The sequence below is a fragment of the Ruminococcus sp. AM26-12LB genome, from assembly GCF_003480785.1.
Classification (GTDB): Bacteria; Bacillota; Clostridia; order Lachnospirales; family Lachnospiraceae; genus Blautia_A; species Blautia_A fusiformis.
This window is the reverse complement of sequence record NZ_QUJX01000015.1, coordinates 22,527-47,459: the sequence shown is the minus strand read 5'-3', so window position 1 is coordinate 47,459 and position 24,933 is coordinate 22,527. Positions and strand designations below refer to the sequence as shown.

At 45.9% G+C, this 24,933-nt stretch carries 22 protein-coding genes; 20 read left to right on the top strand and 2 right to left on the bottom strand.

Annotated elements, in window-relative coordinates:
* The first annotated feature begins 18 nt into the window (after positions 1–18).
* From DW694_RS12165 to DW694_RS16970, 10 genes are all read left to right on the top strand, one after another.
* Positions 19–282: a YabP/YqfC family sporulation protein gene (locus DW694_RS12165; protein ID WP_118608829.1), complete on the top strand. Its 264-nt coding sequence runs from the start codon at positions 19–21 to the stop codon at positions 280–282.
* Positions 282–1,487, top strand: coding sequence for a sporulation protein YqfD (locus DW694_RS12160; RefSeq protein ID WP_118608830.1), 1,206 nt, complete (start codon positions 282–284; stop codon positions 1,485–1,487). Before DW694_RS12165 ends, DW694_RS12160 begins: the two co-directional genes overlap by 1 nt.
* A complete protein-coding gene (locus tag DW694_RS12155) occupies positions 1,480–2,505 on the top strand; it encodes a PhoH family protein (RefSeq protein ID WP_022426778.1) in 1,026 nt (341 codons plus the stop codon). The genes DW694_RS12160 and DW694_RS12155 overlap by 8 nt, the downstream gene beginning before the upstream one ends.
* Complete coding sequence (ybeY, locus tag DW694_RS12150) at positions 2,502–2,996, top strand: rRNA maturation RNase YbeY (RefSeq protein WP_118608831.1); 495 nt, start codon at positions 2,502–2,504, stop codon at positions 2,994–2,996. The genes DW694_RS12155 and ybeY overlap by 4 nt, the downstream gene beginning before the upstream one ends.
* Before the next feature lie 76 nt (positions 2,997–3,072).
* Complete coding sequence (locus tag DW694_RS12145; protein ID WP_278654469.1) at positions 3,073–4,122, top strand: DUF3048 domain-containing protein; 1,050 nt, start codon at positions 3,073–3,075, stop codon at positions 4,120–4,122.
* A gap of 34 nt (positions 4,123–4,156) precedes the next feature.
* Positions 4,157–5,020 carry a glutamate 5-kinase gene (gene proB, locus DW694_RS12140; protein WP_044960851.1) on the top strand — a complete coding sequence of 288 codons (864 nt, stop codon included), beginning with the start codon at positions 4,157–4,159 and terminating at the stop codon, positions 5,018–5,020.
* Between the two features lie 16 nt (positions 5,021–5,036).
* Positions 5,037–5,258, top strand: coding sequence for a DUF896 domain-containing protein (locus DW694_RS12135; RefSeq protein WP_118608849.1), 222 nt, complete (start codon positions 5,037–5,039; stop codon positions 5,256–5,258).
* Positions 5,236–5,796, top strand: coding sequence for a 5-formyltetrahydrofolate cyclo-ligase (locus tag DW694_RS12130; protein ID WP_114002427.1), 561 nt, complete (start codon positions 5,236–5,238; stop codon positions 5,794–5,796). Before DW694_RS12135 ends, DW694_RS12130 begins: the two co-directional genes overlap by 23 nt.
* Positions 5,797–5,839: 43 nt before the next feature.
* On the top strand, positions 5,840–7,090 hold the full coding sequence (locus tag DW694_RS12125; protein ID WP_118608832.1) for a glutamate-5-semialdehyde dehydrogenase: 1,251 nt from the start codon (positions 5,840–5,842) through the stop codon (positions 7,088–7,090).
* A gap of 112 nt (positions 7,091–7,202) precedes the next feature.
* Entirely contained in the window at positions 7,203–10,265 is a 3,063-nt protein-coding gene (locus DW694_RS16970) for a hypothetical protein (protein WP_182431223.1), read from the top strand.
* Between the two features lie 91 nt (positions 10,266–10,356).
* Here DW694_RS16970 and DW694_RS12115 read toward each other — a convergent pair whose 3' ends face one another.
* Both DW694_RS12115 and DW694_RS12110 read right to left on the bottom strand, forming a co-directional pair.
* Positions 10,357–11,088, bottom strand: a complete 732-nt coding sequence (locus DW694_RS12115) for an ABC transporter permease (protein ID WP_021650531.1) — start codon at positions 11,086–11,088, stop codon at positions 10,357–10,359.
* 54 nt (positions 11,089–11,142) lie between these two features.
* On the bottom strand, positions 11,143–11,985 hold the full coding sequence (locus DW694_RS12110) for an ABC transporter ATP-binding protein (protein ID WP_021650530.1): 843 nt from the start codon (positions 11,983–11,985) through the stop codon (positions 11,143–11,145).
* Positions 11,986–12,134: 149 nt separating this feature from the next.
* Here DW694_RS12110 and DW694_RS12105 point away from each other — a divergent pair, with 149 nt between their 5' ends.
* The 10 genes from DW694_RS12105 (at position 12,135) to DW694_RS12060 (ending at position 24,933) form a co-directional block, all read left to right on the top strand.
* Complete coding sequence (locus tag DW694_RS12105) at positions 12,135–12,668, top strand: iron transport-associated domain protein (protein WP_021650529.1); 534 nt, start codon at positions 12,135–12,137, stop codon at positions 12,666–12,668.
* A gap of 77 nt (positions 12,669–12,745) precedes the next feature.
* Positions 12,746–13,639 (top strand): M14 family zinc carboxypeptidase, encoded by an 894-nt coding sequence (locus DW694_RS12100; protein ID WP_015524854.1) that lies wholly within the window; start codon positions 12,746–12,748, stop codon positions 13,637–13,639.
* A 482-nt stretch (positions 13,640–14,121) separates the two neighbouring features.
* On the top strand, positions 14,122–14,601 hold the full coding sequence (locus DW694_RS12095) for a signal peptidase I (protein WP_021650528.1): 480 nt from the start codon (positions 14,122–14,124) through the stop codon (positions 14,599–14,601).
* 2 nt (positions 14,602–14,603) lie between these two features.
* Complete coding sequence (locus DW694_RS12090; RefSeq protein ID WP_015524856.1) at positions 14,604–15,251, top strand: TasA family protein; 648 nt, start codon at positions 14,604–14,606, stop codon at positions 15,249–15,251.
* The gene (locus tag DW694_RS12085) at positions 15,248–15,832 is read left to right on the top strand and encodes a hypothetical protein (protein ID WP_021650527.1); all 585 of its coding nucleotides are present in this window, start codon (positions 15,248–15,250) and stop codon (positions 15,830–15,832) included. Before DW694_RS12090 ends, DW694_RS12085 begins: the two co-directional genes overlap by 4 nt.
* Positions 15,829–17,052: a hypothetical protein gene (locus DW694_RS12080; RefSeq protein ID WP_118608833.1), complete on the top strand. Its 1,224-nt coding sequence runs from the start codon at positions 15,829–15,831 to the stop codon at positions 17,050–17,052. Before DW694_RS12085 ends, DW694_RS12080 begins: the two co-directional genes overlap by 4 nt.
* Positions 17,049–20,333 (top strand): SpaA isopeptide-forming pilin-related protein, encoded by a 3,285-nt coding sequence (locus tag DW694_RS12075; RefSeq protein WP_118753086.1) that lies wholly within the window; start codon positions 17,049–17,051, stop codon positions 20,331–20,333. The genes DW694_RS12080 and DW694_RS12075 overlap by 4 nt, the downstream gene beginning before the upstream one ends.
* Positions 20,334–20,493: 160 nt before the next feature.
* Positions 20,494–22,515, top strand: coding sequence for a diguanylate cyclase (locus tag DW694_RS12070; RefSeq protein WP_173741286.1), 2,022 nt, complete (start codon positions 20,494–20,496; stop codon positions 22,513–22,515).
* 108 nt (positions 22,516–22,623) lie between these two features.
* A complete protein-coding gene (locus tag DW694_RS12065; RefSeq protein WP_118753084.1) occupies positions 22,624–23,811 on the top strand; it encodes a D-alanyl-D-alanine carboxypeptidase family protein in 1,188 nt (395 codons plus the stop codon).
* A gap of 87 nt (positions 23,812–23,898) precedes the next feature.
* A complete protein-coding gene (locus tag DW694_RS12060; protein WP_118753083.1) occupies positions 23,899–24,933 on the top strand; it encodes a molybdopterin-binding protein in 1,035 nt (344 codons plus the stop codon).

Genomic DNA, 24,933 nt, shown 5'->3' with positions numbered 1-24,933 from the left:
AGCCGGAGGATTTTTTTAATGAGAAAAATGTCAGCTTTTCTGGAGTTTCCCGGGGAACCGGCATTTCGGGAGGTGCAGGTGATACTTACGGGAAAACGCCGGGCAGTGATCGAAAATTACCGGAATATCCAGAGCTATACAAGGGAGGAGATCCTGATACTGACACCTTCCGGCAGACTTGTGATCCGTGGGAAAAACCTTGTGATCCCCTGCTACACAACCCTTGAACTATGTATCCGCGGGCAGATCGAAAGCATTACGCTGGAGGAGGGAAATAAGTAATGGTCCCAGGTTTTGTGCGGGTTTCTGTTAAGGGACAGCAGTGTCAGCGGTTCGTGAACCTTTGCAGAGGCAGGGAAATGGATCTGAAAAGGATCATCCGCACCGGTGAGACGGAGCTTCAGCTCACCATGAAGGTAGCGGATTTTCTGCAGCTCTCGCCACTGCGGAGAAAAACAGGGGTACATATCCACATCCTGAAAAAAAGAGGACCTTTGTTTTTTCTGCTTTTCTGTAAAAGAAGAAAAATGATCCCCGCAGGGTTTCTGGCAGTTTGCTGCCTCCTTTTTTTTCTGTCAGGCAGAGTGTGGAACGTTGAAATTCGGGGAAATATTTTAAATCCCACACCCCAGCTGATGAGCTTTCTGAAAGAGCAGGGGGTCTGTTTCGGAGTATCCAGAAAAAAGATCAGCTGCAGTGCACTTGCAGCTTCCCTGCGAAGAGAATTTCCGGAGATCACCTGGGTGTCTGCCGGATTTTCGGGAACGGGCCTGCGTTTTGAGATCCGGGAGGGAACTGCCGGAGAAAAAGCAGAGCCGGAAGAAAAATCCTGCAGTCTTTTTTCAACTCTGGACGGTGTGATCGATTCCATGGTCACACGGCAGGGAACTCCTCTTGTCAGGGCCGGGGATGAAATAAAAAAAGGCCAGGAACTGGTTTCCGGGATCGTGGACATCACCGATGACAGCCAGGAGGTCATCCGCTATGCATATGTTCAGGCAGATGCGGATATTTACATCCGACATACCATTGCCTATTACGATACCTTTCCGTTGGACATAGAGAAAAAGGTATGGTCCGATAAAAAGAAAACAAGGCTTTTTTTTCAGCTGGGAAACTGGTTTCTGGACTTTTCCTCTCCTCTGAAACAAAATGAGGAACGCCTCGTCAGCCGGGAACCTCTTTTCAGTATCGGGATTTTTCGTTCTCCTGTTACCCTGTGGATCGCTGCGATTGGAAAGTACGAAGTACAGAAAGAGCAGCTGACAGAGGATGTCGCAAAAAAACAGGCCATACAAAGGCTTTATGCCTATGAAGAAAAATTAATAGAAAAAGGGGTTCAAATATCTGAAAATAATGTTAAAATAGAAATAAATCACCAGGACTGCGTCAGCAGAGGCACTCTTACCGTCATTGAACGGACCGGAAGAGAAGCCCCCACAGAAAAAAAGACGCAGCCAAAAGAAAGGACACCAGAGGATGGCTAGCAGCATTATCGAATTATATGTGGATGTGCCGGCAGACCGCCAGGCGAATATTTTCGGACAGTTTGACGAGCATCTGAAGCTGATCGAACGTACTCTGAACGTAACAATGATCTTCCGTGACGGTTCTCTTAAGATCCTGGGAAGCCAGGAGGGAGCCACACAGGCCAGGGCGATCGTGGAGGAACTGAATACACTTGCGGGCAGAGGCAATACCATCACACAGCAGAATGTGAATTACGCACTTTCCCTTGCCATGGAGAAGATCGGCTCCGTGATGGAGGAGATCGACAAGGATTTTATCTGTAATACCATACAGGGCAGACCCATCAAGCCCAAGACTCTCGGACAGAAGGACTATGTGGAACAGATCCGTAAGAAGATGATCGTGTTCGGCGTGGGACCTGCCGGAACCGGCAAAACCTATCTTGCCATGGCTATGGCAGTAACTGCTTTTCGCAATGAGGAGGTTTCCAGGATCATTCTTACCAGACCGGCCATTGAGGCAGGCGAGAAGCTGGGATTCCTTCCTGGCGATCTCCAGAGCAAGGTCGATCCCTATCTGCGTCCTCTTTATGATGCATTGTATCAGATCATGGGCGCAGACAGCTTTGCCAAAAACATGGAGAAGGGGCTCATCGAGGTTGCCCCTCTTGCCTATATGAGAGGACGTACACTGGATAATGCCTTCATCATCCTGGATGAGGCGCAGAATACCACACCTGCCCAGATGAAGATGTTCCTGACCAGGATCGGCTTCGGTTCCAAGGTGATCATCACAGGAGATGCATCCCAGAAGGACCTTCCCAGGGATGCCACGTCTGGTCTGGATGTAGCGATGAAGGTGCTGAAGAAGATCGATGACATCGGATTCTGTCAGCTGACCAGCAAGGATGTTGTACGTCATCCACTTGTACAGCAGATCGTACAGGCCTATGACGATTATGAAAAAAAACAGAAGCCTGCCAAATCCAGGAAGGATGACAGGTATGCTGTAAAAAATAAGGAGTACAGAAGATGACCATAAATATCGAATATGAGACAGATCAGGAGCTGGGCATTGACTATGCTGCCCTTGCATCCCAGGTTGCGGACAAGGTTCTTGAAATGGAAAAATGTCCCTATGACGGACAGGTCAATCTTGTCCTGACAGACAACGAGGAGATCAAGAGGGTAAATACGGAATTCCGGAATATCCAGGCTCCTACGGATGTGCTGTCATTTCCTATGATCCCCTTTGAGACACCGGCGGATTATTCCGTTGTGGAAGAGGATGAGTCCTATTTTGATCTGGACAGTGATGAACTCCTTCTTGGAGATATCATGATCTCCGTGCCTAAGGTTTTTGCCCAGGCAGAGGAATACGGACATAGTGTGACAAGGGAATTCTGTTTCCTGGTGGCACACAGTATGCTGCATCTTCTGGGCTATGATCATATGACAGAGGATGAGGCAAAGGTCATGGAAGCCAAGCAGGCAGCGGCACTGAAGGCGCTGGGGATCAACCGCTAGCTCCGGAATGACTGCGGGCTGTCCCACGGAAAAGCTAAGCGGAAAACTCTTCCGCTTTAAGAAAAGGAGGTAATATATGAGAATGAAAAAGACAGGTATCCTGGCAGGTATCACAGCTGCATGCATCTGCATTGCCCAGACTGTTCCCGCTTTTGGAGCAGGGCAGGATCTGGTAGGCTTTGTCCCCAATGAGGAAAAGCAGGAAGAAACTCAGGTAAAGAGCTATCTTACCGGCGAAAATGTTCCGGAGAGCATTGGACGGAGAAGACCGGTTGCCGTGATGATGGGCAACAACAGTGTCGGAGCTCCCCAGAGTGGTATCGGACATGCCGGTGTTGTCTACGAAGCGCCGGTGGAAGGTAATATTACCCGTCTTATGGGCATTCTCGAAGATTACGATGAGCTGGAACGGATCGGTTCCGTTCGCAGCTGCCGTGACTATTATCTCTTTTATGCCAACGAATTTAATGCGATCTATGCCCACTACGGACAGGCTGCCTATGCACTGCCTTATCTGGAGCAGCATGTGATCGATAACCTCAACGGGATCCAGATCGGCAAGCTGGCTTTTTTCCGCACAACAGACAGGAAGGCACCTCACAATGCCTACACAGATGCCAGTCACCTTCAGGCAGGCATAGATGCCATGGGATACAGCCAGGAATATAAAGAAGAATATACCGGACATTATCTTTTTGCAGAAGATGGTACAGAGACTGTACCGGATGGGATCATAGCCAGCCTTGTGAAGCTGGATAATTTTACTGACAATCATCCGTGGTATGAATACGATGAAGAGACAAAGGAATATAAGAGATTCCAGTTTGGCAAGGAACATGTGGATCAGTTGGATAATGAACCGCTTACCTGCGACAATATCATCCTTCAGTATTCATCCTGCCCGGCCTACGATGGAAACGGCTATCTGAATATTGATGCCATTTCCGGCGGAGAGGGCAAGTTTATTACCAGAGGCAAAGCTATTGATATCCGCTGGGAGAAGGATTCTCCATGGGGGATCACGCATTATTACGACGGAAATGAACAGGAGATCCGCCTGAATCCGGGTACTACCTGGGTGGAGATCGTACAAAATGACAGGATTGATTCCGTTACTTATCAGTAAGACTAATATACAGGTATCAGGAGAAACAAAAAACATGAACGCAAATTACAGGGAACGACTGAAAGACAAGAAACGCATCGTTATCAAGATCGGATCATCATCACTGATCCACGCAGAAACAGGAAGACTGGATTTCCGTAAGCTGGAGATCCTGGCCAGAGAGCTCAGCGACCTTCACAATCAGGGGAAAGACGTAGTGCTGGTATCCTCCGGAGCCATTGCGGTAGGTGCAGCTGCACTGGGTATGAAGGGAAAGCCGGCAGAGCTTGAGAAAAAGCAGGCCTGTGCAGCTGTGGGACAGGCCAGGCTGATGACCATTTATCAGAAGCTTTTCGGGGAATACAATCAGATGGTGGCACAGATCCTGATGACCAAGAATACCATGGTCAACAATACCAATCGCAGGAATGCCCAGAATACCTTCCAGCAGCTTCTGGCAGAAAAGGTGATCCCCATTGTAAATGAGAACGACTCGGTATCCTCCTATGAATTCCAGAACCTGGTAAAATTCGGAGACAACGATACCCTTTCCTCTGTGGTTGCTGCACTGATCGATGCGGATCTTCTGATCCTCATGTCCGATATTGACGGTCTTTTTACAGACGATCCCAATTCCAATCCGGATGCACAGTTTATCGACATTGTAGAAAACATGGATGACAATATGCGTAAGCTTGGCAAATCCTCCACAGGAAGCAATGTAGGCACCGGTGGAATGGCAACCAAGCTTACCGCTGCGATCATCGCAACTGCGGCAGGAGCGGATATGGTCATTGCTAACGGAAACGACTTCCACAACATCCACAGGATCGTGGAAGGCAGGAGCTGCGGAACATTATTTGTAGGAAACAAGAAGGAAGAATTCTTCCTCATTGATTATATCGAAAAACTGCTTTAAGGAGAATGACATTATGATGGACAATATCAAGATCGACAGGATCAACGCACTGGCACATAAACAGAAAAGTGTAGGTCTTACCGAGGAAGAAAAGGTGGAACAGGCGAAGCTTCGGAGAGAATATCTGGATGCAGTGAAAGGAAATCTCCGTGCGCGTCTGAATAATATCGATATCAAAGAAAAGGATGGCAGCATCACCAATCTTGGAGAAAAATATGGAAGAAAAAAAGGAAATTAGAAAAAAGATCTTCAAAGCTAGAAAAGAACATACCGATGCCTGGATCCGGGAAAACAGTCTCCGGATCACAGAGGCCCTGACACAGCTTCCGGAATACCGGAATGCAGAACGGATCATGGCATATGCAGATTATAACCATGAAGTGATCACACGCTATATCATCGAGCAAGCCTGGAAAGACGGCAAGGAAGTGGCAGTGCCAAAGGTTTTCGGAAAGGATATGGTATTTTACAGACTGACCGATTTCAGTCAGCTGGAATCCGGCTACTTCGGGATCCCTGAGCCAAAGGAAGACGGAGAAACGGTTTCCTGGGAAGAAGCCATGATGGTCATGCCCGGGGTGGCTTTTGACATAAATTGCAACCGGGTAGGCTATGGCGGCGGTTTTTATGACCGTTTTCTGGAAAAACATCCGGAGGTCTGCCGCGTTGCAGTAGGATTTTCCTTCCAGATCCTTCCGGAGGTTCCCACAGAGCCTACGGATATCCGTCCGCAGGTCATTGTGACGGAAGAGAATATATACCGCGATACACAATAAGATATTGCTGTAAAGACAGAAAGAAAGGCAGGAATATTTGGAAATGAATGAAATGCTTGAAAAACTGGGACAGAATGCGAAAGATGCGGAGACAGTCCTTCGAAATCTTTCCACAAATGACAAAAATAAAACCCTGGAAGCTGTGGCAAAGGCTCTTGTCACTCATACCGATGAGATCCTGAAGGCCAATGCCCTGGATGTGGAAAACGGTAAAATGAATCAGATGCCGGAAGGACTGATCGACCGTCTGATGCTGACACCGGAGAGGATCGAAGGAATGGCAGACGGACTTCGTCAGCTTACCGGTCTTGAAGATCCCATCGGGGAAGTTACCGGTATGAAAAAACGTCCCAACGGACTTCTGATCGGACAGAAACGTGTTCCCTTAGGTGTGATCGGCATCATTTACGAAGCGCGTCCCAATGTTACCTCAGATGCATTCGGTCTCTGCTTCAAAACCGGAAATGTCGTGATCCTGAAGGGTGGAAGCGACGCAATTCATTCCAATACTGCCATTGTCAACTGTATCCGTGAGGCATTGAAGGCCTGCGGCATTATCGAGGATGCTATCCAGCTGATCCAGGATACCTCCAGAGAAACGGCTGCGGAATTTATGAAGCTGAACCGGTATGTGGATGTACTGATCCCACGTGGCGGAAGAGGACTGATCAAAGCAGTGGTAAACCAGAGTACGATCCCTGTCATCGAGACCGGAACCGGAAACTGTCATATCTATGTGGACGAGACTGCAGATCTTCAGATGGCAGCGGATATTGTGATCAATGCAAAGACCCAGCGTGTGGGCGTATGCAATGCATGCGAATCCCTTCTTGTAAACCGTAAGGTGAAGGACGATTTTCTGCCGGTGCTGGCCGGACGCCTTAAGGAGAAGCATGTGGAGGTCCGTGCAGATGAAGCAGCAAAGGCTCTGATGCCGGGAGCAGTTCCTGCAACAGAAGAGGACTGGGGAACGGAATATCTTGACTATATCCTTTCTGTAAAGGTAGTGGATTCCGTGGAGGAAGCCATTGCACATATCAATAAATATAATACAAAGCATTCGGAGGCTATCATTACCAATGATTACACCCATGCCCAGAAATTCCTGGATGAGGTAGATGCAGCGGCAGTTTATGTGAACGCTTCTACCAGATTCACCGATGGAAATGAGTTTGGATTCGGTGCGGAGATCGGGATCAGCACCCAGAAGCTCCATGCAAGAGGCCCAATGGGACTCATTGCACTGACCACCACCAAGTATATCATTTATGGTAATGGACAGGTACGTCCGTAAGACAGATACAGTAAAGCGGATTCTTTGGTCCGCTTTACTTTTTTGAAGCGTTGTGCTATACTTTTTTGTAATTGGATTTAAACAGACTAACTCATAACAGGAGGACTTATAAATGAAAAAAAAGCAGCTTTTTGCAGTCCTGCTTGCAGGTTCCATGACTGTTGGAATGGCACCTGCCGCAGCGTTTGCCGCTGAAGATACCGGAGCGGTAACAGAGGCAGAAGCATCGACTGCAGACGAGAATACAGAAACCCCAGATGACGGAGCGGCTGTGGATGACCAGTCACAGAGTGAAGCCGACGCCCAGGCAGCAGCTCAGGCCCAGGCGGAAGCAGAAGCTCAGGCAGCAGCTCAGGCCCAGGCGGAAGCAGAAGCTCAGGCAGCAGCTCAGGCCCAGGCGGAAGCAGAGGCTCAGGCAGCAGCTCAGGCTCAGGCAGAAGAGGCGCAGCAGGAGCAGACGGAAACATCTGCAGAGTCAGCAAATGTCGTTGTAAAAACAGCAGAAGATCTTAAGAATGCGATTAATGGGGCTCCGGATTTTACAGGTTCTATTGATGATACGAAAGAGAATCTTTATGATTCTTCCTATAAGATCCTGCTCAGTGAATCTTTTGCTCTTACAGAGCCGATTACGGTTCCTGAGAATAAGAATATTGCAATTTTTAGTGTGCAGGGAAGTGAAACCACAATCAGCCGTGGAACAGTAACTGGTGATATGTTTAAAGTAAGTCCTGGTAGTATTTTGTCCATGACTAAGAATGATGGAGATGGCACTACAACAATTGGTAAACTGCTTATCGATGGAGCCAAAGCGGATGGAACACAGGCAGAAGGTTCTATTATTTCTGTAGATGCAAATGCAAAATTTGTAATGACTACAGGTGTTACTCTTGCTAATAATTCATCCACATCAGCCGGTGCAGCAATAAAGAACAGTGGTAAGCTTATCATTACAGGTGGCGAGATCAAAGATAATGTATCTACAGGCGGAGCTGTTTACAGCACAGGTACGATTTCCCTGGAACAGGGAACGAATGCTGCAGCAGACGAACCGAAAATCATCGAGAACTATACAAATACAAATGCAGAGAAGAGCGTAAAATCCAATATCGTATTAGGACATCAGGATCAGAATGCTGGAAGCATCATCATTGCCGGTGCATTTGAGAATTCGAACCTTGGATATTCCGTAGAGAATCCGGCAGTTGACTATACAGTTTTCCAGAAACCTGAATCTTTAGATGCAACTGCATTTGCAAAAGCAGTTAATGCGATGAGCTATGAAGGCGACCAGAGTTATGCAGTAGATACCACCTCAGGCAAGCTTGTTTCCAAGATACCGGTTGTTAGGGTTACAGCTCAGGAGAGCGAGAAAGAGAATACAGTTTCTGTAAAGATCGAATCTGATAAGGCCGGTACATATTTCTATAAATATGTTAAGAAAGATGCAGATGCTCCTAAATTTGATAAATCCGCTGTTACACCTGGCGTTGAAATTGAAGCAAACCAGGAAACTTCTTTTGATATTTCAGGCATTACAGATAAGTCCATTGATCTCTATGTCTGGGTAGAGACAAAAGACGGATTTGTAGGTGCAGCTGAGAAACAGACTGTTAATGTAAAACAGGCAGGCGATCAGAAACCGGCAGCGCCAAAGGTTGAAAAAATCAGTGCAGAAAGTAAAACTGCAACAACTGCAGAAGTAGTTCTCCAGTCCGATAAGAGTGGTACATGCTATTATAAATGGGTGGCAAAGGGAGCGGATAAACCTTCCATTAGCACCAAGAGCAGCAAGGTTGCTATCACCGCAAATGAAAAATGCAAGATTGATCTGAAAAACCTGAAAGGTGATGCGATTGATCTCTATGTGCAGGTAGTAGCGAAAGATGGATCAAAGACAGCAGTGACCAAGATTGCAACTGTTACTTTGAAAAAAGAAACAGCTAAAACACCTGCGAAGATTTCCAACGTAAGTTATAAATGGAAAGGTCATACATCTGCTACTGTAACTATGCGTTCTGATAAAGCAGGTGTGTACTATTATGAATGTGTAAAACGTGGTTCTAAAGCTCCGACAGTTGATAAAATGAGCAAGGGGAAAAATGTTTCTGAAAATAAGGATTTCACGATCAGTTTGAAAGATTTGGATGCAAACAATGCAATTGATGTTTATGTGAGCATTAAAGGAACTGATGGAACTGTAAGTACACCAAAGAAGATTGCATTGGATGAAGCTAAGCGTCCGGCAAATGTCAGATGGGTTGGCTTTTCATGGATTAACCATACATCTGCGAATGTTATTCTTATTTCGAATAAGAGCGGTACCTGTTATTATAAATGGGTTTCTCGTAACAGTAATGGTACGTCCGCCACTCCGAAAGATCTTACATCTACCGGAAAACAGACAACGTTTACTGCTGATAAGAAATTTAATATCGGTCTTGAGGATTTAGACTCTGACAATCCAATTGATCTTTATATCCAGATCAAAGATAAGAATGGTGTTTTGACGAATCCATTGAAAATAGCATTTAAAGAAGATTCCAGACCGAAAGTTGCAGATCCAACTCCGACTAACACACCGAATGCATACATCCCGGAACCAAAAGACAGCGAGGTATTCGGTTTGGAAGAGCCAATTCAATTTTATCCAAATGTGGCCCATGAATTCCAGGTAATTGGAGCTGGAACAACCAATGAAAGTCCGAATGAAGGTGATGTGAAATGGGTTCCTCTTTATTGGAGTACGTCGTCAAACCCTAGTAAGAAGAATCAGTATGATTCATGGAAAATCGTTTCAAAAAACGGAATTGATAAAGAAGCCACATATAACATATATATTTTCTTTAAAAAGTACATCTACACCGGTGGTCAGTGGTTTGAAACAGACACCATTGAATCTGCAGTATGGCAGTTCAGATCTGCAAAACTGACACCTACCGGAACTCCGGGAGCAGATGGTTCATATGGCGGCGGTCAGACAGGCTCTGATCCGAACGCAACCATAACAGGAGAGGCATCCGCAACATCCTCCAATGGAGGCAACGGAACCAGATCTAAGAATGCAGTATCAACAGCCGATAACTCACCGATCGGAACCATGTCTGCACTGGCAGTGGCATCCCTTCTTGCAGGTGGATATGTGATCGTGAGAAGAAGAAAAAAGGACATCTAAACGCACAATAGCCAAAATAGCATAACAAATAAAAAAATCACCGGTTTTCCGAAAGAACAGGAAAGCCGGTGATTTTTTTGTAAGGATAAATTTACAGATTTTTTTTCTTATAGATAAACCAGGAAGCTGCAATGCTGAATGCAATTAGATAGACTGTCAGGATCAGGACACTGAGGTAATTGACTCCACCGCCGGAAGCAATGGTACGGATCAGATGACTGGTCTGTGACAGTGGAAGAGCAGCTACAAAATTCCCAAGAAAGCCCGGGATCTTCTCTGTAGAGAAGAAGGTGTTGCACAAAAAAGCCATTGGCATAATGATATAATTGGAAAAACGAGGTACATCCGCATGGTTTTTGGCAAGGAAAGAAACCACAACACCGATGGCTGAAAATACAGCACCGTTGAGGAACATCACCAGCAATGACCATCCGTTGAACACAAGACCGGTTCCGATCGGCATAGTTAGAAGAAGGATGATCCCTCCTGCATAAAGCCCGCGGAGACTGCCTCCGATGATCTGTCCGGCAATAAACTGCCACAGTGGTGTCGGAGATATCATAACCTGGTCAAAGGCTTTCTCATAAAGACGCTGCACATTCAGATTCTGTGCAATAGCATTAAAGCTTCCGTTCATTGTAGTCAGTGAAACCACACCCGGGATCAGGAAATTCAGATAAGGCTCTCCGTGTGAGGAGGTCTGGATCCCCATTCCAAAAACGATCAGATACATCAGCGGCGCGATCATGGCCGCCAGCGTGATCTTATAGAAATCCCTTCGGAACTCCACCCATTTTTCCCATAAAATAGTAAGTATTCCCATGATAATTCATCGTCCATTCTGTTAAATTATAAGATAACTGTGGCTGACGCCGGCTTATCGCTGCATCAGATGCCTGCCTGCGCGCTCCACAAAAACATCCTCCAGAGTTGTCTCACGAAGGGTGCACTGTCCATCCAGAGAGGACAGAAAAGAGATGGCCTCTTCCCGACTGTGGAAGTAGTGGCTTTTTGCCCCTTCCGGTGTTTCCTGATCTACGGTGTATTTGCCCAGGCCGTCGATCAGGCCCGATGGAGTATTGATCTCCTCCAGCTTTCCGTGATCCATAAGTGCTACCCGGTTGCAGAGAGACTGTGCCTCTTCCATATAGTGGGTTGTCAGAAGAATGGTCAGATTTTTTCCGTTCAGCTGACGGAGAAGATTCCACATCTGTCGTCTGGATAGCGCGTCCATGCCTGCAGTGGGCTCGTCCAGAAGAAGGATCTCCGGACTTGTGAGAAGTGCCCGGCATACCATAAGCTTTCGTTTCATACCACCGGAAAGCTTCCTTACAGTCCGCTTGCGGAAGGGAAGAAGTCCACAGAAATCCAGAAGCTCTTCAGTTTTCCGTTTGATCTCTTTTCGTGGCATGAAATAAAGACGGCCCTGATATTCCATGATCTCGTCCATGTTCATATCCTGGCGCATGGAATATTCCTGCGTGATCACGCTGATCTTGCGCTTCAGATCCGGTCGGTTGCGTCCAAGTGTCTGCCCATCAATGAGGATTTCGCCCTCTGTGGGCAGAAGCAGAGTGGAAAGCAGACTGATCGTGGTGGTCTTTCCGGCACCGTTGGGTCCCAGCAGACCGAAAAATTCGCCGGTTTCTATGCGAAGATCCAGAGAATCCACAGCAGTAAAACTGTCGAATTTTTTTGTGAGATTTTTTGTTTCGATCATCTCTGTTCATTTCCTTTCGTTTGTATGCAAATTTCACTCTATTATACTGGAAAAGAAGAGACATTTCAACAATTCTGAGATGTTCTTTACAGAAAAGGGGCATTGTGCTATAGTGATACGAAGAAAAAACAAAAAACGGAGAGAAAACCATGAAACACAGGATGAGAACAATAATGCTGCTTCTTCTGACTATGCTGCTGCTATGCCCGATACAGGTTCTGGCTGCAGGTGGAGAGAACGCAGTGAAGACAGATCTGGAGGACGGAGAATATTCCATACAGGTGGAGCTGGAAGGCGGAAGCGGAAAGGCCAGTGTTTCTTCCCCCACATTGATGCTGGTAAAGGATGGGAAGATGTATGCACGGCTCCAGTGGAGCAGCTCCAACTATGATTATATGATCGTAGATGGGGAAAAATATCTCAACGAGAGCGAGGAAGGCAGAAATTCTGTTTTTACTGTCCCGGTAACTGCCCTGGATGATAAGATGGAAGTGATCGCAGATACACTGGCCATGGGCGCCCCGCATGAGATCGATTATACGCTGACCTTTTATGAGGCTTCCATTGGCTCCAAGGGCCAGCTTCCTCAGGAGGCAGCGAAAAGAGTGGTTGCAGTTGCGCTGGTGATCATCATCGGCGGCGGTATCCTAAATTATTTTGTAAACAAAAGGAATCGGTGTTAAACCGGTTCTTTTTTTATGCCCTTTCGCATAATATACATAATAATGAACATGTATAAAGACGGAAGGAAGGGAACATCATGGATACAGTACAGGATAAAACCTACGAAGCAATTTATTATTCACTGTGGGAGGCAGCCAGGCGTTACAGCAGCTTTACGCAGTTTCGGGTGATCGGAAAAAGCCACGATGACCGGATGATCCCTATGCTGGAGATCGGACAGGGAGATGCCTGTATTTTCTGTGTGGCCGGTTTTTCCGGAACGGATGGACAGATGACGGACAGGCTTACCAGGATGGCACTGGAGCTTTGCAGAATATATGAATGCAACTGGACCGTGGACGAGCTTTATGAGGTAAAAAAGCTCCTGGATCAGACCAGGCTTTGTATCATACCGGTGGTCAATCCGGATGGATATGAGATCTGCCGGAAGGGCTACAATACTGTGCGAAATCCCATTTTCCGTCAGATGCTGAAAATGCAGGATGTTCCCTGCGATGAATTCGAGGGGAATGCAAGAGGAATGGATACTGCAAGGAATTTTCCCACCACCTTTTGCAGCAGAAAAAAGATTCATCAGCAGCCTGCCAGTGAAAATGAGACACGTGCACTGATCCGGATCTTTCAGGAATACGGAGGACGTGGCCTGCTGGTTTTCTGCGGATATGGAAAAAAGGTGGTTTATTATCGGCGGGATCAGAATTTTTCCACTGGTCAGAGATGCTACCGTCTTGCACGCCACCTGAAAAAATGTACCAGGGGAAAGCTGGAGCAGCTTGCAATAGAACGAGAAGCGCAGAACGGGCGAAGGAGCACAGGCAGGCCGGAACAGTATTACGGAGAAATGATCCGCCAGCCGGCTTTCCGGATCGAATTGCCGGTAAATTCCGGAAATAAAGAAGAGGAAGAACGGGAAATCCGTGATCTGATGCTGCTTCCATTGGAATATATTTACTCTCTGGTACAGCTGTAAAAAAATCTGGCGTTGCACGGATGCAGGGTCTGTCAGCTTATGAAAAATAGGGTGACAGACATACCCGCTGAGAAACCAGTGTCGAATCCTGTCGGACGAATTTGATTGACTTCCGGATCTGCGGACCCTATAATAACATCATCTGAAACAAATCTTTTTTAACAAATGTCGCAGGAATCCTTCACCTCTGTAAGTAATGAGAGGAACTGCACATCTGAGCATATCTGCTCGAATAATTTCCATTCAGTATTTTTGCTGTATTATTATTTTGATCATGCTTGTCCTCACTTCAAAATCTGTGAGTTTAAGTGATGGGAGCATGTTGCGAATTGCCATATTAACTGCTATACAGGGAGGACTTTTTTATGGCTCAATTTATGTGGGGCAGGTCTCCGCCGGAATTTTCCTGATATCCGAACACTGTTTCTTTCCCTGCAGAGGGAAGTGATCATCAAATATCGTATGTAGAACAGAATACAGGAATGAAAATATTTTTTCGATGTATCGGCAACACAGTTCTGGGACTGATGCTGGTGATGGCATTGGTGCTTCTTATTCCTGGACTTTTCGGGATCCGGCCCTATGTGGTCTATTCCGGATCCATGGAACCTGAGATCCCAACCGGAGCTGTGGTTTTTACAAAGGAAGGAGAGTTTTCTCCGAAAAAGGGAGATATCATTACTTTTCATAACGGAGATACCGTTGTCACCCATAGAGTGGTTAAAAAAGAAAAGGATATCTTTATCACAAAAGGTGACGCCAACAAGACAGAAGATCCTGTTCCCGCAGAGGCGTCACAGATCATCGGGCGGGTAGTCTTTCACCTGCCTTATCTGGGCTACGTGATCCATTTTCTGAAAGCCCGGATCCCTTTTGCCGCAGTTTGCATAGCGGCATGTCTGTCAGTACTCTTTGATCTGGCATATACCCCAAAAAAGAAAAAAATACAGGGAGGAATTTAATCATGATGAAAAACAGAAAACTGGTAAAAGGAATCGCACTTGCTGCTGTGATCACTGCACTGGCAGCCGGAGGAACAGCTGCATATCTCACGGATTTTGAAACGGCAACCAACAGCTTTACCGTAGGAAAAGTGGATATCGACCTGGATGAGCCTAACTGGAAACCGGAGGACAATACAGATCTGGTTCCTACTCAGGTGATCCGGAAGGACCCCTATGTAGCAAATAAAGGAGTAAATGAAGCATTTGTCTATCTGGAAGTTTCTGTTCCGGTCCGAAATGTGATCACGGTAGCCAAGGATGGTACCAGGAATGCGCTTGCAAAAACAGAGCTGTTCAGCTTCACCAAAAACAAGGACTGGACACAGCTGGAGCGGACCGAAGTGGGGCAGAATATGGTCTACACCTATGCATATAACCACATCCTGAAGCCGGGAACAAAGACAACAACTCTTTTTGATACAGTAACCTTTGCCAATATCATCGAAGGTCAGCTGGATACACAGCAGATTGATATGCCGGTACGGGCTTATGCGATCCAGGCTACCAATACCGGGGATGACAAGACTACGGTTCTGGAGCAGGCAACTGCTGCTTACCAGAAATATGTAAATCAGAATAAAGGACAGGCCGGTGGTGTCACGAAATGAATAAATTAAAAAGACCCGTTTTCCTTCTCCTGACAACAGGGCTCCTGTGCGCAACAGGGACTGCGGCGTATTTTTCAGATTTTGAAAAAAAGATAAATTCTGCTGCAGTAGGGTATGTGACAACGGAGATCGAGGAAGATTTTCCGGATCCTACACCTACGCCTATGGAGAATGGTCCATCCTACAGAAAAGAGATCCGGATCGGAAATTTTTCCGGCAGTGTGAAAGGGTTCCAGGCAGACTGCTATGTGAGGATGTCCCTTTCCTACTCCAATGACGATATCGGCAGAGGCGTGAAATTAACAGGTCTGGATACGGCAAACTGGGTGTATAACAGTCAGGACGGCTATTATTACTACCGGAAAAAAATATCCGAGGGTGAAAAAACAACTCCTCTGTGTACCGGATTTCAGATCGATCCCCAAAAGATCGATGATACTTACAGGGACAGCATTAAGGATTTTGAGATCAATGTTTATGAGGAAGCTGTACAGGCAGAAGGATTTTCAGATTATGAAAGTGCGTGGAGGTATTTTTCAGATCCGGTTTCTGCTCAGGCAGAAAGGAGGGGGAATGCTTGAAAAAACACCTTAAAGCCCTGCTGGCAGGTGCTGCTGTGGCAGGCAGTATCCTGGCGTGCACGGCTGCTTATGCCAGATTTTCAGATTCCGTGACAGTGACCAATCACATATCAGTGGGAGATATCAATATTTCTCTTCGGGAACTGGAAAAAAAGGACGGCCGAGAAATGAAATATCAGGATCGCCGGATCGTTCTTCCGGGAGATGAGATATCCAAGATCCCCAGGATCACCAATCACTCAGAGCCATGCTGGGTAAGGGTGAAGATCTCTTATACAGATGATCTGGAAGGGTTGGATGGTCTGGATGACAGGAATCTTACAGGAATGTCACCGAGATGGATCCGGAAGGGAGAGTATTTTTATTATACCAGGAAGCTGGAACAGGGAGACAGCGTGGATATTTTTACCGGTGTGACTGTACCATCCCAATGGGATGAATCCTACCAGGATAAGAAGCTGGGGATCACCATCGTGGCGGATGCTGTCCAGGCGGCAAATTTTGCACCGGATTTCCGTGCCATGTCACCCTGGGGAAATCAGAAGATCTTAAGATGTATCCACGATACCGATGGTCTTGTGGTTCAGAAAAAAAGTCCGGTGGATCTGAAGGTGGAGTTTGAAGGAAATGCGCACAAACTGATCGCGGCTCCGGAAGACTTTTTTTCCGGATTTTCCACGGCAATGCCGGGAGATGTTTTTCATGATTCTGTAGAGATCCGTAATACAACGGAGCATGTAGCAGAGATCTTCTTCCGCACATCACCGGAATGTAAATCGGTAAAGGATCAGGAATTTCTGAAAAAGCTGAAGCTGGTGATCACCATGAATGATAAAAAGCTGTATTCCGGGGATCTTCTGGCTGCATCTCTCAATAAGGCCGTGTCCCTGGGGGAATTTTCCAGCGGAGAAAAAGGAAACATGAGATTTGAGGTTACGGTTCCGGCAGAGTTGGATAATTTATATGCTCTTCGAGCTGCAGATGTGAAATGGATCTTTTCTGTGGAGGAGGATCAGGAGACGGCAGATACCAGCCCTGTTCCACGCCGGAATGGCAGGAAAGAAGCCACAGAAAGAGCTTCCGGAAATAACAGTTCTTCGGTAAGGACAACACCAGTGAAGACCGGAGATGAATCTCCTGTGATCCTGTTTACACTGATGGCTGGTATGGCGCTGCTTACCTGCAGTCTGACGCTATGGAAAGGAGGACGAAAAAATTGAAAAGAAGAATGATCGGTGCATGGATGGCATTGATGATCACAGCTTCTTCTCTTGTGGTTTCGGCCAGTCCTGCAGCAGATATGAGTTCGGTATCAGCAGATCCGCAGCAGGAACAGACAGAACCGGAGGAAGAAGAGGAGGCCCCGGATATTCCGGTAACAGATCAGCCTGGGGAGGCTGAGATGCCGGTTCCGACAGCCTTGCCTGAATCGGAAACGGTGGAGGAAGCTTTTGAAGAAGGTAAAGATACTACTGAAAATGCGGACAGTGATGAGCTGATCGAACCGGAAGAAGAACCGGAAGCTGTTTCAAAAGAAGGAGAAAATATAGCTCTGACAGAGATACCGGAGCAGACAGAGGATCCGGGATTTACTGTATTCACGGAAGAAAACGCGGAAATCCTTACAGGAGAAAGTGAAGAGGATCAGGAACTGATCCAGGATATCGAAAACGGAGAGATCATTGCTCTTTCTGCAGCACTTCCCGGGGAGTTCCGGGAAGCTGGCAGTGCGGAAGTAATCTCAGAAGGAGAGGATGCTATCGCAGCTACAGCACTTTCCCCGTCCCAGTATTATCTGGACAGCTGGACCAGGGTTTACTGCGATGAGATCTGGACAGCTGCCAATGATTTTCTTGGTTCCGGAAATAAAACCCGTATGGGATGTACGTATCGTTCTGTACATTATATTGATGATACAGGAGAGGAAAAGGTTTCACCTCTGTATTGCCTGAAAGCAACTCAGGATGGACTGGACAGTATGACGCTGAAGAATGAGGCAGTAAAAGCACTGACTAATTCTGTGATCCAGAAGCTTTTGTACTTTGGTTACGGAGGACCGGGGGATCTGGGAACCGGATACGACCCCTCCTGCAGTCACATAGACTGGTCAAAATGGCAGAACCGTTATGTATTTACGCATATTGCGCTGTCAAAGGTATACTTTAATGACTGTGGATATGCCACAGCAGCAGAAGTAGAACATACAGGGATAAACCGTCTGATCGATAAGATCCAGACATTGACGATCCCTGCAAGAAACAAGGCAGCCGTTTATGTTTCTGAAGACGGTTCCTGGGCAGCAGCATCCGGAAAGACGATCCCGTTAAGTGTATTCCGAAGCAGACCTGCAGGTTTTCCCTTTGTTCCGGACAGTATGAAAGACGGATTTCAGATGAGTACTCTTATGAAAGTAACAGATGGAGCAAAAGCAGAAAACGGGATCACCATAACAAGAGGAGCCGCAGAAAAATGGCAGCTGGCCTACTGGACGAGCGCAGCGGATTATAATTCACACAAAACTAATCCCAAAATGATGTCGGGGACAAGCCTGAGCCTTAAGGATGGGGCATATTTTTTTCTGATCTTTCCGTTAAATGCATCTGCAACAAAGAAGTTTTCCTGCAAAATGCTGCTTCAGCCGGTTTCCTATATCCTGGTTGACGGAAGTGCCCAGGCGGGAAAAGATGGAGTACAGGATTTTGGCGCTTACGTATACCAGGGAACAAGAGGAAGCCTTTCGTTTTCAGTAAAGCCATCGGTTTACGGCAATGCAAAGCTGGTCAAGAAGGAACCCAACACGGGAAAACTGATCCAGGGAGCGCAGTACGGACTGTTTGCAGCAGAAGCTCTGACCTCCGGATACCGGACTATGTACAGTAAGGATCAGAAGGTTTCAACCGGAACAACAAACGCCGGTGGAGAGATCCTTTTTTCAAAACTAGTTCCCGGAAAATATTATGTGAAAGAAACGAAAACTGCTGCCGGATACAAGCTGAACACCGTTATCAAAAATCTTACAGTAACCGGTGGAAAGACAACAACCGTTAACGTAACGGATATCATGGATATCAGCGGAACAGTATCCATCAGAAAGAAAGACGGAAATACCGGTGATCCACTGGCAGGAGCTGAATTTACCCTGTATCAGTGGAGTAAAAAAAGCAAAAGCTATGTAACCTTAAAAAAACTGACTTATGATGGACAGAAACGTACCTATAACTCCGGAAAATTTAATTATACCGAAGACAATCAGGGAAAATTCCGTGTGCGTGAGACAAAAGCTCCTCCCAATTACACCGGAAACTGGCAGAAGAATTTTACGCTGGAAAAGCCGGGAGAAAAGCAGGAATTCCTGTTTGAAGCAGTGAACTACCAGAACGAAAAACGAAGGATAGAGGTTCGTAAGATCGATGCGAAGACCGGTGAGGTCCTGAAGGGTGCGGAATTTACACTTTATGAATACAGTGCAGCAAAAAAAGCCTATAAAGAAAAAGGAACTCTTCTGGATTATGACATCTCCAGTGAACTTTATGTAAGTGGTGAACTTTTGAAGACTTCGGATAATGAGGGAAAATATAAGATCGCGGAAACAAAGACTCCGCCCGGATATACAGGAAGCTGGGAAGAAGAGGTGAATATCACAGACAAGGATGCACGCCTTTCCTTTGAAGTTGTCAATGAAAAGGAAAAGGAATATAAAGGGGTGATCCGTCTGAGAAAAACAGACATCTATACCGGGGAAGTTCTGGAAGATGCTGAATTTACCGTGCTTCAGTGGAATAGAGGGAAGCAGACTTACCAGAATACTCTGGGCGGGCAGAGCATCCTGAAGTTTGACGGAGAAACCGGATGGTACTCTACGGAAGAGCTGGTGCTCACAGATGACAATCAGGGAAGGTTCAAAGTAGTGGAAACAAAAAATCCGGAAAACTATACTGGCAAATACGAAAAGGAGGTAATCTTCCAGAAAAAAGAAAATACAGATACGGATACTGTGGATCTGAAAGCAGAGAATACTCCGGTAACACTTCCGCTGGGAAATATCACCATCATAAAAAAGATCAAAGAGGAGGATATTACCTGGGCTCATGGAAATCCAACCTTTTCCTTTGTGGCAGAAGGTACGGATCTATCCGGAAATCCTCACAGATATGAGGATTATGTGACCTTTACCAGAGGAAGCTATGAAACCGATAAAAATGGCTATGCAACATTATCGGTCACTCTCAGGAATATCCCGCTGGGGCAGTATACGGTCTGGGAAAAACCGGTACTACGCTACTATCTGAAAGATGTACGGGCAAATACAGAGAATGTCCGCATCATAAAAGGCGCTGCACCTGCATATGGTACAGATCCCCGGAAGATTGCTTCCGGTACGGCTGCTCTGACAATGCAAAACAAAAATGCATCGCTGACTTTTGTAAATGAGAAATCCAGATATGATCGATATTCCCACAATGACAGCATAAAAAATACCATACCAGTATCATTTTCATGAAAAAAGACAGTAGGGCAGGAGTAATCCTGCCCTCCGCAGCGTATTTTATATAGTAAAAAACAAACTGTAAAAAGAAATAAAAGAACTACATATATACCCAAAGATATGGTATACTTTTTTACAAATACTGTGAACTCAAGAACTCTCTGGGAGGTCGATGATGAAAACAGACGAAAAAAATCCCGTTTTTGATATTCGGGATACATTGGAAAAATACGCTTGCATTTATCGAAATACTACACTGAAGCTTTTTCAGTACTGTCAGGAGACGGATATATATGAACGTTTGGATGAATACCTGAGACCTGTAAAAAATATTACGGATTTTAAGACCAGTGGACAGAAATACAGCAATGTTTATAAAGACGACTGGAAGTACCTGACGGATTTTCTGACATCCCGGGAAGGCGGGACGATAGAAGTGCGGTGTATCAATAAAGACGGTAATGCGAGTCTTCTGACAGTACGGGGATTTATAGCACAGGATAAAAATACCGGATATCATTATTTCATAGGAAGCTCCAGAGATATCACCAGGGAGAAGCTGCAGGAAGAATTTCTTGAGGAACGTGCCCAGAAAGATCCTCTGACCGGAGTGTATAACCGCTTTTTCGGAAAAGAACTGATCGATGAATACCTTGCATCCAGAAATCCCTATGCAGGATGCGGGATGATGGTGCTTGATGTAGATTATTTTAAAAATGTAAATGATACTTACGGACATATGTTCGGTGATGAAGTCCTGAAACGTTTTGCGGAGCTGTTTGTGGCTTTGTTCGACATTAATGATGTGATCATGCGTCTGGGTGGCGATGAATTTGTGATCCTTTTGAAGGATATCAGCCATGCAGCGATCATGAAAAAGGCAGGAAAACTGATACGGGAAGTGCAGAAACTTAAATTTTCGGGAACCACGTATCTGGCAACCTGCAGTGTGGGGATCTGCTTTCTTCCGGAAAATGTTTCCGGATATACATATCAGCAGCTCTTTGAAAATGCAGACTGGGCACTTTACCAGGCAAAGAAAAATGGAAAAAACCGCTATGCTTTCTGTGATAATCTGAGACGTTTTGAGGATAAGACAGAGGAAAAGCAGGAATTATACGAGGGTGTTGAGATAGATGCCAGATATCTTCATAATGATATTGTTTCTACTGCATTTGAAATATTTGAAAAAATGAGTAGCTTTCAGGCAGCGATTGAACTTCTGATGAAAGTGATCGGTCTGAAATTCCGGCTTAACCGGATCACAGTCCTGCATACCAAGGTGGCAGAGCAGAAAATAAACAGGGTTTTTCAATGGGTTTCGGAAGAAGAATACAGGCTTTTGATAGATGAGATACATTTCTCAAAAAGTGATTTTATCACATTGTTTCGCCACAATGATGAATATGGTACTGTGGTGATTCAGGAGAATGATCTGGCTGAATATTCGGAACAGGGAAGAAAGAATGTGTTACAGTGCGGAGCAAAAACCGTAGTCTGTGCTGCCATGTACTGTGAGGGAAGCTATACAGGGGCCATTGCATACGTGACCTGCCAGGAAAAAAGGCTCTGGTCCAGAGAAGATCGTAAGCTGCTGGGAGAAGTGACCAAGATCATTTCCGCGCATTATGCCAAGAACCAAGCATTTAACAGTGCTTATCGTAGCATTGCTGCAGAATCCGGACGGGACCAGCTTACCGGATTGTCTTCTTTTTCAAGATTTCGCGAAAATGTGGAGAAAATGCTGATCGGAGGTTACGGGCCGGGACATGCAGTGATATATACCGATTTTGAAAAATTTAAACGTATTAATGCAAAATACGGATATCGTGTGGGAGATCAGATCCTGCGGCAGTTTTCCGAGTATGTGATAAGCGTTCTAAAAACAGATATGGATGTATATTTTACTAGGGCGATTTCTGATCATTTTATCCTTTTCACTCCATGTGATATGGATGTTGATCCGGAAACATCTGTTTTAAAGACCAATCAGGAGTTCTTACGGCAGATGAAAGAGAAATATCCGGATATGGAGCTCTGTGTCCGCACTGGGATCTATCTGATCACCAGAGAATGTAACAATGCATCTGAGGCGATCGATGCAGCGAATTATGCAAGAAAATATGCTGCTGGAAATTGTGAAACAGGTGTTAAGCTGTATGACGAAGAACTGAAAAAGCAAAGCGATGCAGAGTGAAAGATACAGGAATACGGACCGGAATCTATGCTTTTTCAGAATTTCAGGAATAATCTTTCAGGAAAGCTTTTACAATAGAACAGAGATGTTTGCGGCAGGAGTGAGCTTATGAACAGAAGTGTTCCGGAAAGTCTTTTGATCTGTATTTTAGTCTTATGCCTGGCTCTGACACCCATTAGTGTCAGGGGAGAAACGGAAGATAGTGGAAAAGCACAGCAGCTGATCGAAGCGCCGGGTGCAGTCCTTATGGAAAAAGAAACCGGTACCGTGATCTATTCCAGGGATCCTGACACCCGAAGAAGCCCGGCCAGTATTACAAAGATCATGACATTGATCCTGATCTTTGATGCTATCCGTGAGGGAACCCTGCATCTGGAGGATAGCATTACCACCAGTGCTTATGCCAGATCCATGGGAGGGTCTCAGGTATTTCTGGAAGAAGGAGAAAAGCAGACTGCAGAAACCATGATCAAATGTATTGTGATCGCTTCCGGAAATGATGCCAGCGTAGCTATGGCGGAGCATGTTGCGGGAACAGAACAAGCCTTTGTGGAGAGGATGAACGAGAGGGCGAAGGATCTTGGAATGAAAAATACCCATTTTGTGGATTGCTGCGGGCTGACGGAATCACAGGAGCATTATACAACTCCCTATGACATTGCACTTATGAGCAGGGAGCTCATCAGCAGATATCCGGAAGTTCTTACATATTCATCTGTCTGGATGGAGGATATCACACACGTTACCAGAAAAGGATCCTCGAAATTTACACTGACCAACACAAATAAACTGCTGCGCAGCTATGAGGGGTGTATGGGACTTAAAACGGGCAGCACCAGTATTGCAAAATACTGTCTCAGTGCTGTGGCAGAACGAAACGGGATCACACTGATCGCCTCAGTGATGGCCGCACCGGACCCGAAAACAAGATTCCGGGATGCAGCAGCTCTTTTAAATTACGGCTTTTCTAAATGCACATTGTATCTGGATGATGCTCTGGAGCCACTGAAACCTCTGAAGCTCCGCAAAGGAGTCAAAGAGCAGGTTTCGCTTGTATATAGAGGGAAATTCCGATATATCAGCACAGATGGAACGAAACCTGACAATGTTAAGAAAAAGTTGATCCTCCCCAAAGAACAAAGTGCGCCGGTGAAAAAAGGGCAGAAAGCAGGGGCACAGGAATACTATCAGGATGGGAAAAAGATCGGTAGTCTGGATATCCTGTACGGGGAAACAATAAAAAAGGCCGGATACCATGACTGGCTGGAAAGAACCTGTCAGGCATTTCTTTTGTGATGCCTGCAACATATTTTGACAAAAAGGGCAGACTGGATGTATAATACAACGGATTGAAGAAATAACAGAACAGGGAAGGGATTTTGGATGAAAGAGATCAGAACAGAAGATGCAGTGGGACACATTCTGTGCCATGATATCACGCAGATCATAAAAGATGAGAAAAAAGGCGTTCTTTTCAAAAAGGGGCATGTAGTGAAAGAAGAAGATATACCACTGCTGCTCTCTGTAGGAAAAGAACACCTTTTTGTGTGGGAGAAAAACCCGGGGATTCTTCACGAAAATGAAGCTGCAGAGATCCTTTACAAAATCTGTGCCGGAAACTCTTCCAAAGTACATGGAACTGAGATCAAAGAAGGTAAGATCGAGGTGGTATCAAAGATCGATGGTATTCTGAAAATACGTCGTGATGCACTTGTGGCTGTGAATTCTCTGGGAGAAATGATGATTGCTTCCAGACATGGCGATTTTCCGATAAAAAAAGGTGATAAGGTTGCAGGAACCAGGATCATTCCGCTTGTGATCGAGAAAGAGAAAATGGATGCAGCAGAGAAGGCAGCAGGAAATCTTCCGATCTTTGACATTCTCCCTTACCAGCAGAAAAAAGTAGGGATCGTCACAACCGGAAGTGAGATCAAAAAAGGACTGATCCAGGATACCTTCACACCGGTACTCCGGGAAAAGCTTTCCGGGTTTCCGACAGAAGTGACAGGCCAGGTGATGCCGGGAGATGATAAGGAAGAGATCACAAAGGCAATTCTTTCTTTCGCAGATGCAGGAGCAGATCTGATCATCTGTACCGGCGGAATGAGTGTGGATCCCGATGATCGTACTCCGGGCGGGATCCGGGATACCGGAGCAAAGATCGTAACCTATGGAGCACCTGTACTTCCGGGAGCTATGCTGCTTGTGGCATATCTTGAGAGGAACGGAAGATCCATACCGGTACTTGGACTTCCGGGCTGCGTCATGTACGCAAAAAGAACAGTATTTGATCTGATCCTGCCCAGAGTGATGGCAGATGATGAGATCAAGGCAGAGGAGATTGCCGCGCTGGGAGAAGGCGGACTATGTCTGAACTGTCCGGTTTGTACTTTCCCGAACTGCGGATTTGGAAAATAA